Annotated in this window: 10 protein-coding genes; 7 read left to right on the plus strand and 3 right to left on the minus strand. The window is 53.4% G+C overall.

Features of this window, described 5'->3' with window-relative positions:
* Positions 1–21 precede the first annotated feature (21 nt).
* The 3 genes from ABC336_RS07835 to ABC336_RS07845 form a co-directional block, all read right to left on the minus strand.
* Positions 22–897, minus strand: coding sequence for a carbohydrate ABC transporter permease (locus ABC336_RS07835; protein ID WP_413238120.1), 876 nt, complete (start codon positions 895–897; stop codon positions 22–24).
* Between the two features lies 1 nt (position 898).
* Entirely contained in the window at positions 899–1822 is a 924-nt protein-coding gene (locus tag ABC336_RS07840) for an ABC transporter permease (RefSeq protein ID WP_413238121.1), read from the minus strand.
* 293 nt (positions 1823–2115) lie between these two features.
* Positions 2116–4353, minus strand: coding sequence for an AraC family transcriptional regulator (locus tag ABC336_RS07845; RefSeq protein WP_413238122.1), 2238 nt, complete (start codon positions 4351–4353; stop codon positions 2116–2118).
* A 242-nt stretch (positions 4354–4595) separates the two neighbouring features.
* On the opposite strand from ABC336_RS07845, the gene ABC336_RS07850 reads away from it, so the two are divergent.
* From ABC336_RS07850 to ABC336_RS07880, 7 genes are all read left to right on the plus strand, one after another.
* A complete protein-coding gene (locus ABC336_RS07850) occupies positions 4596–5633 on the plus strand; it encodes a LacI family DNA-binding transcriptional regulator (RefSeq protein WP_413238123.1) in 1038 nt (345 codons plus the stop codon).
* A gap of 64 nt (positions 5634–5697) precedes the next feature.
* On the plus strand, positions 5698–8658 hold the full coding sequence (locus ABC336_RS07855) for a glycosyl hydrolase 115 family protein (RefSeq protein ID WP_413238124.1): 2961 nt from the start codon (positions 5698–5700) through the stop codon (positions 8656–8658).
* A gap of 135 nt (positions 8659–8793) precedes the next feature.
* On the plus strand, positions 8794–9159 hold the full coding sequence (locus ABC336_RS07860; protein WP_413238125.1) for a DUF6442 family protein: 366 nt from the start codon (positions 8794–8796) through the stop codon (positions 9157–9159).
* 4 nt (positions 9160–9163) lie between these two features.
* Entirely contained in the window at positions 9164–9373 is a 210-nt protein-coding gene (locus ABC336_RS07865) for a helix-turn-helix transcriptional regulator (protein ID WP_413238126.1), read from the plus strand.
* 31 nt (positions 9374–9404) lie between these two features.
* A complete protein-coding gene (locus tag ABC336_RS07870) occupies positions 9405–9581 on the plus strand; it encodes a DUF6440 family protein (protein ID WP_413238127.1) in 177 nt (58 codons plus the stop codon).
* A 35-nt stretch (positions 9582–9616) separates the two neighbouring features.
* Entirely contained in the window at positions 9617–10102 is a 486-nt protein-coding gene (locus tag ABC336_RS07875; protein WP_413238128.1) for a small multi-drug export protein, read from the plus strand.
* Between the two features lie 195 nt (positions 10103–10297).
* The gene (locus tag ABC336_RS07880; protein ID WP_413238129.1) at positions 10298–15226 is read left to right on the plus strand and encodes an Ig-like domain-containing protein; all 4929 of its coding nucleotides are present in this window, start codon (positions 10298–10300) and stop codon (positions 15224–15226) included.
* Position 15227 lies beyond the last annotated feature (1 nt).

Genomic DNA, 15227 nt, shown 5'->3' on the forward strand with positions numbered 1-15227 from the left:
TACATAACCTCCCTCTTCAGATTAACCTTTCACGGAGCCTAAGAGAACGCCTTTGGCAAAATGCTTTTGCAGAAATGGATACACAAGCATGATAGGAACGGTGGCAAATACGATGACGGCCATTTTAATGGACTGCGGAGGCAGGACCGTTTCGTCTGCCAAGGAGGAGCTGTCCCCTACCGAGCTCTGAGACAGGATGACGATCTGCCGCAGCAGCACCTGGATCGGCCATTTCGAATGATCGTTGATATACATAATGGCATGAAAGTACATATTCCAGTGATTGACGGCGTAAAACAGGGCAAATGTCGCCATCGCCGGCAACGATAACGGCAATACGATGCGAAGCAGGATGACCATATCGTTGGCGCCGTCAATCTTGGCGGACTCCTCCAGCCCGTCTGGAATTTGCTGAAAGAAGTTTTTGAGAATGATCAAATAAAATGCACTGATCGAGGTGGGAATAATGACCGACCACAGGCTGTCCAGCAGTCCTGTCCACTTCACGACAAGAAAGGTCGGAATCAAGCCGCCGCTAAACAAAATGGTGAAGATGACAAGCATGAGCAGCCCTCTTCGGCCTAACAGATACGTCTTGGCCAATGGATACGCCATCAGACTGGTCATGGCCAAGTTGACAATCGTTCCTCCCACCGTAATCAGGATGGAATTATACAGGCTTCTCAGTAATGTATCCGTGGAGAAGATATACCGGTAAGCCTCCAGGGACCAGCCTTTGGGAAACAGGATCAGGCCGCCTTGGGCAATCGTCTTTTCATCCGAAAAGGACAATGCGATGATATAGATAAACGGAAATATCATAAGCATGGCGATACAGCCTAATATGACGCTATTCATGACATCAAACCCCTTCTCTCCGAAGGAACGCCTTGCCATGTTAGAACACCCCCTCTTCACCTGACTTTTTGGCCAGATAGTTGGCCGCCACAACAAGGATCAAGCCGACCAGAGATTTGAACAACCCTACCGCGGCACTATAACTGAAATTACCTTGCAGCAGCCCTACCGTATAGACATAGGTGTCGAATACTTCCCCGACCTCACGATTCACCGCATTCAGAAGCAGCAGGATATGTTCAACCCCCTGATCCAAAATGTCGCCCAATCTCAGAATAAACAGGATGACGATGGTGCTGCGGAGCGCAGGCAATGTAATATGCCAAAGCTGTCTCCAGCGGTTGGCCCCGTCGATTTTGGCAGCTTCGTAGAGCTGGGTATCCACTCCGGCAAGAGCCGCAAGGAAAATGATCGTACCCCAGCCGGCTTCTTTCCAGATGACCTGAGACACTTGCAGCGTTCTAAACCAATCGCTGCTCATCAAGAAATTTACTTTTTCTTGCCCGAGCACCCCCAGCAGTTCGTTGACAAACCCGCCCTCCGGCGTCAGGAACAAATAACTGATCCCTGCGATGACGACCCAGGAGACAAAGTGCGGAATGTAGATCACCGTCTGGACGAATCGCTTGAACACCTGCTGCCTCAGCTCGTTTAGCATGAGCGCCAGCACGATCGGAATCGGAAAAAAGAAGATCAGCTGATAGGCGGACAACAGAAGCGTATTGCGAAATAACATCCAGAAGGTAGGTTCGGAAAACAAGCGTTCGAAATGCTTAAGCCCTACCCACTCACTCTGGAACAATCCCAGACCGGGAGAATAGTTCTGAAAGGCAATCACTACCCCCCACATCGGCAGATACTTGTAAACCAGAAAATACAAAATGCCTGGCAACAGCATAAAATACAACCAACGGTCTCGTCGCAATTGCCGTTGCCACCGACGAGCCGCAGACACATGCTGCATCTGGTTTCCCTCCTTCCCGTTAGTACACTCACCTTAAGCCGGCTAGGTGCGGGAAGTCTATATGCACTGCACTCTCACATGTCATGACGTTTCCTGCATAGGCCAGACGCATGAAAACCGCCTGATACGGCTGCATGATGCACCAGGTTGCCTGGCTTCAGGTCACATGCTGCATTCAGCGCATAGCCATTTTAGTTTACAAGCAAAGGAGCTGTCCCAAAAATTCATCTCAAAGATGATTTTTGAGACAGCCCCTTCCTCGTTAAACAAGAAGCCTCCGATATCCCGGATCGCTACTGCTTCATCTCACGGTAGCTGGAGGGGGTCATACCCTCCATTTTGCGGAAGTAACGTATAAAGGCCGCTGTACTCTGATAATGCAGTTTTTCGGCGACTTGTTGTATCTGCATGTCGCTTCCGGTCAATAGCTGCTTGGCCATTTCCAATTTGGTAGCTGCCATATATTCGCTGAAGCTCATCCCCACTTCCCGTTTGAACACTCGGCTCAAGTAATTCGCATTAAAATTCATCCGATCCGCAATCGCTTCCAACGTCAGATTCTCCTCAAACCGGGTATGTACCATAGCCTTGATATTTTTGGCCATCTGGCTTTGATGGGTTTGCTCGCGAGCAAGCAACAGTTGAAACAAGGGTTCTAATCCTATATCCGTAAACCAGTGTCCCAGCTCCTCAAAGCTTGCTGTGCGGAACAAGCTTTGGACATGCTCTACATCGAGCAGCATTTTCTTCAAGGTCTGCTCATCTCTTTGAAGCAGGCCGAGCAGCTTAACGAACAGCTGATAGAATAATACCTGGGCTTCCATCTGAGTAAATTGCCGTTTCTCGATCTCTCCCAGGATGCGCGCTACGATCGCGTGCGCCGCTTCCCGGTCCCCGCTTTGGACCGCCTCCAGCAATTCTTGCTCCTGACGCGCAGGATAGGTCATCTCCAGCAGTCTGCCCGGGTCTGCTTCCTCCGAACGCATGACGCCGCGATAGCCGGTTCGCTGGCAGAAGTGCAAAGCAGTAGTTGAATCTGCAAAAGCGACTGAGGCTTGCTCCAGTTCGGTATGAAATCGGCTGACCCCCATTTGAATCTCCAAACCAAGAAACGTATGAATCTTTTCTTTTATTTCCTCACAGATACGTCTTAAGCGTTCCTCGCCCAGCTGCTTTCCTTCTGAAGCATCGACTACGATAGCAACACAGCTTTCATTCATAATGACCGGCTTAAAAGGTTGTGCCGCTGTCAGGATCTCCTCCATCATATTTTTGACGGCGTATAGAATCAGCCCCAGATCCCCTTCTTCAAACCGGGACCGATCGAGAGAGTAGATGCGAAGCGTCAGGACACTGCAGCGCCGCCAGTCACAAGCAATATCAAACATCTCGATATGCCCATGGATTTCCTTGCTGCTTAATTGACCCAACAACAGTTTGATAACAAACAATTCATGCAAATAGGGAAACTGTTCCTGCAGTTGTTTTTGAAGCTCCAGCTTATTCCCGAGCAGCCCCTGGATCCCCCTACGAATATACTGAATCTCGTCCGCGGCTGGCGGCGATACCGCATCATGACTGGAACCGGCGACCATGTCCCGCAATATCCGGATCGGGGAATAGAACATTTTCGAGCCCTGCCAGGCCAGAGTCAACGTGATCAGAATAATCGTGACACACACCGCCAGCGTTACCCAGCCGATGGCTTCAGCTTCCTTAGTGATCTCTGACAAATGAACCAGGGACACATAATTCCAGCCGTTATAACCCGAATGCTGTGTCGTAATCAGCATAGGCGCGCCGTCCAGCTCGATCCTGATTTCCTGTCGCTCGGCAGCCCGATGCTCCAGCGCCCGCTCAAGCTTCATTTGCTGCTCTTGCGAGCTCAAGGTTTCCGAATTGCGAAAGATCATATCCATATGTTCGTTGTAGATGACGGTGTCGCCGAAGCTCTCACTTCGAACCAGCGCATCAAACAACCGGGAAGAAAACTTTAGGACAAATGCTGCCCTTGGCGGGGATTGGCCTGATAAAAAGGGCAGGGATTTGATTAGCTGGACTTCCCCTTCCCCTCCTCCCGTGTCCCACTGAGCAGGACTGGACAACATATCTGACCACTCCGTGAGCGCGTCGGTATCGTGCAGCCGTTCCAGTCCCTTGTAGCTGATCAGCCACTGCTTTTCAAGATTTACGAAATAGACGCTCTCAACAAAATCAAATACTTGAAATCCCCTGATGGCCTTGACCAAGTCGTTGACCGTCTCAAACTGATGCCGGTTCAGCTCCTGTCCCAAGACAGACACAGCCAATGTCGAATTGGCAAATTGAGTGGCCATGATGTGTGCCGTTTCCAACTTATGTTCAATGCTGTTCTTGGCCCGGTCCAAGATTTGCCGATTAGCTTCATCGACCTTATGCTGGATAACTGCCGCAGAGCGATGATAAGAGAACAAGCCCATGACCATGACCGGCAAGGCTCCCAAAATCAAGCTGTATACAAATAATTTCCTCAAATAACTGTACTTCATCATAAAATGCAGTCTCCCTATGCCGCGATAGTAGTATTATTATAGGGATCCTGAATTTGGGATGCAATAAGCAGCAGATGACTTGAAAAGTAGTCATGTGCTGCATATGGCAAACGACTTCCCAGAATACAAAGACAAGCGCCAAGCCCAACAAAACCCCAACTATATCCCAGCTCGGATTTGAGTTAAGATATAAACTAAAACCCTTTTCACTTTTCCGATTCTTATCCCACAGGAGTGATTCGATGCCGAGAAAAAAAACTGTGACGCAAAAAACATTGGCCGATTCGCTTGGCTTGTCCGAGTATACCGTTTCTAAAGCGCTTCGTGGATTGCCGGGTATGTCTGACGAGACCCGTGCCGAGGTCATCTCCGTGGCCAAAAGATTAGGATATCGGACCAGGGAACAAAAACAAAGCTTTGCAGCCGAACGAATCAATCTGCATGCCAACTACCGGCGGCGGTTTCAAATTATTATGGGTCGCAACACGATGATTAATCAGCTGGTCATCGAGAGCTTGCAGCAGCGCATCTATGATCTCGGCGATTATGCGGAGATTCTGCTGGCTCCCTCAATGAGCGGCACAGCCGCATTTGCCAACTGGGTGGAGCAGCACAATGTGATGTATGCGGACGGTCTGTTCTTAAATCCTGGTCTTCCTAAAGAGCTAGAGGAAGCCCTGATCGGCTTGAAGGTTCCCAAAATTCTCATCAACTATCCCCTGCCCGCGTCCGAAGTCGACAGTGTCATTTGGGACGTGTACACGCCCGTCTATCAAGCGGTCATGCTCCTGTATCAGTACGGTCACCGGCACATCATGTTCATGGGCAACATCGAGGAGGAACGAGGGTACAAAATACGTTGGAACGCCTTCGCGGATGCCATGCAAGCCTGCGGGTTGCCGGTGGATCAAGAAATGCACGCTATCTATGATCTGCATAAGGAAAACCTGACCGAGATCATCAGCGCCAAGATTCTCCAGGTGGACCCGACAGCCATTTTGTGCAATATGAATATTGATCTGATCTATTACATCTTTCATCTGATTGATCGGCGCATACCGGAAGACTGCTCACTCGTCAGCACCTCTTTGAATGTGCATACCCGGTACCACCAGTTGACGCAGTATCGATTTATGCTCCAGGATGTGGCTCAGCGTGCGGTGGAGCGGATGCTGTGGCGGATCGCCAATCCGCATATGCCCTATGAGCATATCCGCATCCGAGCCGTGCTCTCGGAGGGCGTGTCGGTAAGACGCTATCCCCAACAAAACCTCAACTAGTTGCACCTCTCCAATATTTTTATAATGGGAGTGAAACGACAACCCATTGATTGGAGGAATGACTTTGAGTCTAGCGAGGAACCGATTCATTGTATTGTTGGTAGCGCTATCATTGTTGGCTTCGTCTCTCCTGTTCGCATACCATGAAGCACAAGCCGCAAGCGAGGTAGGCCTTACGGAAGATGCCGATACGCTGACGCTGTATCCGGGCATTCCGATTGTGGTATCGGAGGACGAAGCTCCGCAGGTGCATCGGGCTGTCGCCGATCTGCAGCGGGATCTGCAGAAGGTGTTCGGAACCGCTTCGCCGGTATTTCACGATCTGGCGGATGTGTCAGGCGGAGACGCCATCGTCATCATCGGGCCCGAGTCCGAATTCACTGTCGGGCAGGACCGGTGGATGACGGAAGCCGAAGCCCATCGAGTGTTTGTAGAACCTGCAGGGAATGACGCCTACCTGGTGCTGCAAGGCTCGGATATGCGTGGAGCCATCTATGCTATCTATACGTTGTCTGAAGAAATCCTGGGCATCCCCCCTTTATGGTTCTGGGCTTCCTGGGAAGCCGAGACACAGACGGAGATCGAGATCCCACCGGGCACCGACATCAGATATGACGCGCCTTATGTCCAATATCGTTCGTGGTATCCCAATGACAGGGTCCGTTACAACAATTGGCGCCAGGGACATGCGGATCGCGAGCAGATCTGGGCGGAGACGATGATGCGCCTCAAGCTGAACACGATCGTCAATGATAATCTACTGACCGCTTCTACGTATGCGGAGTGGCTGCCCAACCTTCCGGAGGATGGACAATACAATGTGCAGATCTGGAAAGTACAGCATCAGCACAGCGATGCCAACGCCAAAATTGATGTCTTCCACAGGGACGGCTTGGATACCACCTATGTAGACTTCACGGAGGGAACCTCGGGATGGGTCGATCTGGGCACCCATTGGTTCCAAAAAGGCAAGCTCGGCTTCGTCCGGAATACGAAGAATTCCTTTGGTCCGCAGACTAATCTGCGGACGAGTGCGGTCAAATTCACCCGTGTCGACAATGCGGCTGAAATTATCGTGCAGCCTGGCGATTCCGGTTATCTCGAAAGAGAGGGCTTCGGCAACAGTACGGTGCCGGGCTACAATAACGGCGCCACAAGGCACTCCGTTGTCAATATTCCCGGCGGCCAGCTGACGGACGATGCCCAGATCGCCAAGTCGTATGGCCTTATCCTGGCTAATACGCATATCTCACCTCTGGGTACGCGCATCCCGCAATCGGATGTGAATAATATCGCGACCATCCATAACCTGTTCGATCTCTGGTCCAGAAACATCGATGCGCTTCGCAGCCAGGACGTAGAAGTCATATGGACACTGGCTTTTCGTGGTCACCGCGATGTCCCGTTCTGGGAGACCTTCCATGATGCACCGCAGGGCAACGCCCAGCGCGCAGCGATTATCGAGGAGATGCTGGACGCACAGCTGCAGCTGTTGGAAGACAAGTATGGCAACGAACCGTTTACAGCTCGAACGACCTTATATAACGAAGTGTCCGATCTGTATGCCGACGGGCTGCTGGAGATGCCTGACGATCCCCGAGTGATCTATAACTTCGTAGCCGCCCGCCGCGACCATTATCCGCCGGACGGCATTCGGGATACCGATTTTGGCAATCAGCCGCTCGGGTATTACATGAACTTCCAATTTACGTCAACTGGCTCCCACTATGCCCAGGCCGAGGGTCCTTGGAAGATCGAAACCAATTATCGTACCATCGACGGCCTCAGCACCTCCCCGCTGGTCTTCGCAGAGGGCAACATGGGCAACCTTCGAGAGCATCTGATCGAAGGCTCGGCCTTGGCCAGCCTGCTGTGGCATTGGGATGATTATGATAGCGACGCGTTTATGGAGCGATTCGCCACACAATATTTCGGGGCAACGCATGCCGCTGCCACGGCGGACTTGTATGCGCAATTTATCGATTCGTACTGGCAGCAGAAGCAGCCGACGATCTCCGGATTTGACCGGCAGTTCATCTTCCAGGATCTGCGCTACTCGCGTGTGATCCGGGACATCCTGCAAGGCCGCAGCGAGTCTGTCTTCGACAGTGACAGCTGGCTGATGATCTATCCGGAGGACAATAACGCCGATGGGGCATTCGAAGCAATGAGAAACGGTACCCAGCAGACAATAACGGAGCTGGAAGCGGTCGTCGCTGAAGCCGATCTGCTCTTGAACGCGCTCCCCAGTCAGGGCAAGTCCTTCTTCAATGATATGATTCGTACACAGGCCATGTTCATGCTGGCGCTCAACCAGACGCTACATCATGTCGTACTATCCAGAGAAGCAGAGCTGGAGCAGGATTGGCAAGAGGCTTACGATCAGCTCCTTGATGCCCGGGATTATTTTGAACAGGTGTTTGATGTGTTGGACGAACAAGATCATGGCATATTCGCAACCTGGCATAGCGGGAACAGCGCTGCCGCTTCACAGCTCAAGGCGCTTACCGACTCCAGGGACCTGATCGCAATTCACTTGAACGTCCTGGAGCAGAGATTGTCAGAAGGTGCAGGCGTCTTCGTCATTTATCCGTCAGATAACGGGTATACTGAAGTTGGAAGCTTCAGCAACAGCAGCGTTACCGGGTATGCCGGAACACCGACCCGTCTGGCGGGGAGCAGCAATACTAGTCCGCCCGTGTATGCGCAATGGGCCCCTGCCCTCTCTTCTCCAGGGGAATATAATGTCCAGATCTGGAAAGTTCAGCATGCCGACAGCGATCCCAACGCCAAGATCGAAGTTCATCATCGGGATGGCGTATCGACGACCTATCTGGACTATACGGAAGGGGTTTCCGAATGGGTCGATCTCGGCACATTTACCTTTAACGCAGGCAATACAGGTTATGTCAGAAACAATAAGAACACCTTTACTGGTGTAACGCCGACTCGCGCCAGTGCGGTCCGGTTCGTCAAAGTCGAAGAGGCGCAGGCGGAGAACCCGATTCCCCCGGCATCCGAGTAATAACACGTTGTGTGAACGCAAGATTCGTTTGATAGCCACTCTGCCTGCCGGCGGAGTGGTTTTCTATTTCTGGTTTAAGATCTGCTATTGACAAGTACACTTGGCAAGGCTACAATAAGATCATGACAAGTATACTTGGCATCAAGTAAGGAGGGGCTGGCCATCGACAAGGATGACATTTTAGCTAGAAGCAGAAAAGAAAATAAAGATAAAGATCTGCATTTAATTGAGATTAAAATCCATGCGGCAAGTATCGGCTCGCTAACGGCGACGCTCTTGGCCACGATCTTTTTCGTAACACAGTCTCTCATGGGCGCTGGCTTCAATTTTAGTTTGTACGCCATCATAGTCTCAGTCTCCGCTGCCAGCTCCATTTACCAGGCTATCCGCAGGGGACGCAAGCGCGATATTGTCATGGGCGTCATCTACACGCTGGCCACCTTGATTTTGTCGGCGGCCCACATCTGGCAGCTGGTCCAGCAAGCCGGACTTGCGGGGTGAGCCGATGGATGATCAACTCATTCTGAGAAACCGGTTGAAGGAAATACGGAGCGCGCAGCACTTATCCCAGGCCCAGCTTGCGGAGATGGTCGGGGTGTCCCGGAACACCATCAGCTCGATCGAGACCGGGCAATTCAACCCTACCGCCAAACTTGCCTTGATCCTATGCATTGCTTTGGACAAGAAGTTTGAAGACCTGTTTTTTTTTGATTAATACCATCACCCTTGAAAGGATGCGAGCAATCATGTCTAAAGCAACCCGATTCGAAGTAGAATACCTTTCGGCCAAAGGCGGCACCATGGCGAATGTGATTACAGATAATGAAACAGGCGTACAGTATTTGCTGGCGATCTTCCCCAATGTCGGGTCAGGCTTGACCGTATTGGTGGATGAGGATGGCAAGCCGTTATTAAAAAAATAACCCCTCTGGGGATATATAAGGAGTGGAGTTAAACTATGCTTGAAAATATACAAGAGTTTTACCTGGGGCTGGTACCCGGTCTGGAAGGCAATGTGTTTTTACAGTTATTAAGTATCTTCGTTCTCTCTTTAATTCCGTTTTTTGAATCCTACGGGGCCATCCCGTTCGGCATCATCCTGGGTTTCCCAGCCATTCCCGTCATTTTGACAGGTATCGTGGGCAACCTGGTATCGGTCATGGCGTTTGTCTGGGTCATCATCAAGCTGCGATCCAGGATGACAAGAAAACAAAAGAAAGAACCGAGCAAACGCGCCGTCAAAGCCAAGCGATATTTCGAAAAGTACGGCGTACCGGGCGTGTCTCTCGCAGGCATCTTGTTAGGCTTCCACATCTCGGCCGGTATCGCCCTGGCGGCAGGCGCTGCAAGGAGCTATGTCAGCTTGTGGATCGCCATTTCGGTTGTGCTGTGGTCGGCTGTGGTCGGAGGCTTGCTGCTATCCGGCGTCCAATTTCTTGCCTAACCTTAACTGGCTCCAGGTCATCGTGACCTGGAGCCTGGTTTTTTTGGTGCTGAACGCGGCGATATAGTTTCATAGTCACAATACACCTAATTCTAGTTTACAAAATCAAGATCTCCCCCTATAATCTTAGCTAGATCGAACTTAGATCTTAGTTGAATCCAAACGGAATTCAATACGCATCGAAAGGAGATTAGGATGACGAAACGTGACGGATTAAAAATGATTGCCGCGTGGATGTGTGCCCTGCTGCTGTTTACTGGAGGATGGCCAAGCTGGTTTTCTTCCCAACAAAATGTAAGCGCAAACACGATTCAAGGGCAAGCTTCGCCTGCCAACCCCGATGAACAACACGACAGACAAAGCGCGACGCTGTTGTCCCCGAGCGACATTCCCGATTTTTCCGGCGTGCATCCCCGCTTGTTCGTTCCCCCGGGAGGGCTGGAAGATGTGAAAACGCGCATCTTCCAGGATCCCGACATGTATGACGAGTACCATCTGATCATGAGCAATGAGAATCACATGCTCGCCAAGGCTTTCCGCTACTTGATACACGGGGACGAAGCCGATGGCCGAGGGGCGATCGCCTCCGCGCTCCTTGAGCTGGAAGGACTCAGCGACGCCGTCGTACTCGACCGTGGAAGGCCGTTTCTTAGCATTTATACCACTTCTCCGCTTGTGTACGACTGGTGTTATGATCTGCTCACCGAAGACGAAAAAGACCGGTTTATTCAACAATTCATGCGTTTTGCTACTGCCCCGGGCAAATCACCCGGTTTCCCCATCAAGACAGGATCGCTTACCATTACCGGCCATGATGTCGAAGGGTGGTTCTGGAATCAGCTGCTGATCGGCCTCGCCATCTATGACGAAGATCCACGGATGTGGAACGGCGCGCTGAGCTTCTTTTTTGCCCAGCATCAGACGGTCCGCGATTGGTTTTACGGCTCCGGACTGCATCACCAAGGCTGGTACATAGGAACCCGGCACGCACATGCCTCCAACTTCAATCTGCTGATGCGGCAATTGACGGACAAAGACGCCTTCGATGCCGCAGCCGAGGACGTGCCTTATCAGCTCCTCTACCACCTGCGCCCTGACGGCGAGCAGCTGCGTACCGCAGATGTAGCGGGCGATACGTCGGGCCGGGAAGAATTCAGAGTCAGTGTGCTGGATAATACAGCCAATCTTTATGAAAACGAATACATGAAGTATGCCAAACGGTATTTTTCGACGCGCGATGCTGTGTTCGAGGCCATCCTGGACATTCTCACCCGGCCCGCAGGACTCGGAGAACGGCCGCTCGATACGCTGCCGCTTGTGCGCTATTTCCCCGAGCCTGTAGGTGCTGAGATGACAGCCCGGAGCGGCTGGGAGATCGGCGGACCCGCGAGCGACGACTATCTGGTGCAGATGCGGATCGGTCAGTATTGGTTCGGCAATCACCAGCATATGGATATGGGCACGTTCCAGATCTATTACAAAGGCAACCTGACCGGCGACAGCGGCGCTTACCGCGGCTCGAATACGGGAGCCAACTCACAGCATGACCTGCACTATTACCGGTTGCCAATCGCGCATAACAGCTTGATTATCTACAATCCTAACCAAGTCGATGGCGCCCTGCCCTACGATCCCAAAAATGACGGCGGCATCGGCTTCCCGCGGCAGTCGGGCGAGAGCCAGCCCCGCAACCTTGCACAGCTCGTCGACCCTCGCAACACCTATGCGGTGGCTGACGTGCTGGCACAGGGTACAGATGAAGCCGATGGAGAATATCGCTATGCTTACATCTCCGGCGATCTGACCAAAGGGTTCATCCATCCCTATGACACTGACAACCCCGACCGCGCGGAGCAGGTGACCCGCTCCATGGTGACGATGCCGACGGAGGAAGCAGACCACCCGCTCGCTTTCTTCGTATTCGACCGCATCCGTGCGCTGGATGCAGCCTACGACAAGAAATTCGTCATGCATGTAGCCGAAGATCCCGTCATCAGCGGCAATCGCGTGCAGACAGCGGCGCCCCGGAGCCAGCTTGGCTACAACGGCCAGCTCGTCTCGTGGTCGCTGCTGCCCGAGAATCCGTCCTTCGACGTTGTCGAGGGATACAAGACCGGCTACGGCGAAAACGAGAGAGAATACGACCCAGGCGTGCCTGAAGGCGGAGATACTTTCGAGAGTATGATCTATCGGCTCGAAGTATCGGACAGCGAGCCTGGCCTCGACCACTACTTCCTGCACGCCATGACGGTCTCCGAGGACGGTACGCCGGTCACTGTGGAGCCGGAGCTCATCCAGCTTGGCGAGCACCGGGTAGGCGCGCGGCTGTTCAACAAAACCGTGCTGTTCTCCAAGGACGGCTCTCTCTCGACCAGGGTTGATGTCGAGCTGGAAGGCGATGGGATTCAAGGCGTCCTGGTCACCGATCTTGCAGAAGGCGCCTATTATATCGATCGTACGGACCTGCCATCCGGCGCCAATCTCGACTACCAGACGGTCGACAGCACCTGCAAGTGCATCTATTTCGAGGGCGCTGCAGGATCGTACACCGTCACCCGCACAAGTGCAGAGGCGGAAGATGCTCAGCATTGGATCGAGACGAGCGAAGGCGACACCACGCCGCCGACCGTGCAGCTCGCTGCGCCTGCCGATGGGCAGACCATCAGCGGCACCGTTGAACTGACCGCACTGGCCGAGGACAACGCAGGCGTGGCCGGCGTACAGTTCTTCCTGAACAACAAGCGGCTTGGTCCCGAACAGCCTGGCGGCTCAGCCAGTTACAGCTGGGATACCTCGACGGTCTCTGACGGCACCTACACCCTCTCTGTCCGCGCACGCGATGAGGCGGGGCATACGGCTTCGGGGGAGCCGGTTACCGTCATCGTCCACAATGAAGCAGGCTTCCTGCCGCTCCGTGAGCACTTCACTTCGGATGCCGGGCGCTTCGAGGTATACAGCGGCGTCTGGGATGTCATCGACGGCGTATATCGACTAAGTGCCGGGGAGTCCGGTACAGACAGCCTGTCCATCCATGAGCGGCCCTTCGATGAAGACTACCGTCTCGCCGTGGAGGCTTCCGTCAAATCCATAACGAACGGGGAGCGGGAGTTCTCCTTGCTGTTTGACGTGCAGGATGAAAACAACTATTATGCCTACCGCCTGAGCGAGAATCGGGAGATCAGCGGCATCTACAAAGTCGTAGAAGGCCAGTCCACGCGTATCCTGGCTCTGAACAGCCAAGTGATCCCGGGAGCAACCTATCGCCTTTCCGTCAGCCGGATCGGCGGGAGCGCGGACATTTACCTGAACGACCGGTTTATGGGCCAGATCGTCGACGACGCCTTCGCCGGAGGCCGCCTGGGATTGGCTGGCCGCGCTACGAACGTGCATTTCGATCGGCTCACGGTGGACCCGCTCCAGGATCAATCGCCTGTCGATGTGACGCCGCCTGCTGTAGCGGTCATCGCGCCTTCTGCCGAGGAGACCTTGTCGGGCGCGTTCGAGTTCCGAGCCGAGGCTACGGACAACGATGCCGTCAGCAGCGTTCAATTCCGCATCAACGGCATCCATACCGGCTCTCCGGTGACCCAAGCAGCGGAGAACGATACGTACGTCTATACATGGGACAGTACAACGAGAGTGGACGGAACCTATGAGTTGCGCGCGGTGGCCACAGACCGGACCGGCAACCAGTCTGTCTCTGCACCGGTTCTCTTCACTGTCGACAACGGCAGCGGCGCCGTGCTGATCCAGGAGGATTTCTCCGAAGGGGCAGGCAACTTCGAGGAAATCGCTGGCGGCATCTGGTCCGTAGTTAACGGCCGTTACGTGCTCGATTCGCCGGACAATGTGCTCCCGCACGGCAATATGTCGGTGCACACCACCGAGCTTGACGGCAGCTACATGATCAATGTCGATGCCGGCAATACAACTGCAGGCGGGTTCCGCGACTTCTCGGTGTTGCTCGAATATCAGGATCCGCAAAATTATTATTATGTGAGCCTGTCTCAGAACATCAACCCCGATCCGCAGAATAACGGAATCTTCCGCTATCAGAACGGGGTGCTGACCGAGCTGGCCGATATCACCAAGCAGGTCATGGGCGGGATGATGCACAACATCACGATCCGGCGCAATGGACTGGAGATCGGCGCGTATGTGAACGGTGAGCTGGTGGCCGTGGCGACTGACTCCACGTTCCGCGGCGGCCGGGTCGGTCTGGGCAGCCGCAACGATCCTTCGATCTTCGATAATCTGATCGTCATCCAGAGCGACTTCTCCATCGATGACAATCTGCCGCCAGACGTCTCGGTATCTGTCCCGGGTGATGGCGACACAGTCCAGCATCGTGTCAATGTAACTGCGGATGCGACAGACAATGTGGCGGTGGCGTCCGTACAGTTCTATCTCGACGGGCAGCCGCTCGGTCCGGTGGATACCCTGGCGCCGTACGAGGCGGAGTGGGATACGCGCACACTTCCTGACGGTACGTACAGCCTGGAGGCAGTCGCCATCGATGTGAATGGCAATGAAGGCCGGTCGCAGCCGGTACTCGTGACCGTCGATAACAGCGATCCCGCATCCTTTCCCTTGATCGCCGAGTATTTCACCTACGATGCAGATCGCTTCAACCTTGTCGCCGGCGGAGCATGGAATGTATACAACGGACGCTACGAGCTGCGCAATCCCGTCCGCAACGGCGGCAATGAGCCCAACTTCAATATCAATCTGCACCAAACCTTGCTGGAGCCGGATTATACGCTTGCCGTCGAGGGACGCACCACAGCCAGCGGCAACGGCTTCCGTGATTTCACAATCTACTTTGACTACCAGGATGAGGACAATCACTATTATGTCAACTTCACAGAAAATGCAAGCTCCAGCGGCGTCTTCAAATACGAGGATGGCGTATTGACCAAGCTTACCGCGACTACGGCAGCCAATGTATCGCAGACGATGCATCAGGTCGAAATCGTACGCAGCGGAGATCTCATCACCGTCTTCTGGAACGGTCAGCAAGTGGCGCAAGCGGCCGACGGCACCTTCCAAGGCGGCTATGTCGGACTGGGCACGCTGAACGACCAGGTCGAGTTCGACAATCTGATCGTCACGAAAGGAGAATGAA

This window comes from Paenibacillus jepli, from assembly GCF_047238105.1.
GTDB lineage: Bacteria > Bacillota > Bacilli > Paenibacillales > Paenibacillaceae > Paenibacillus_D.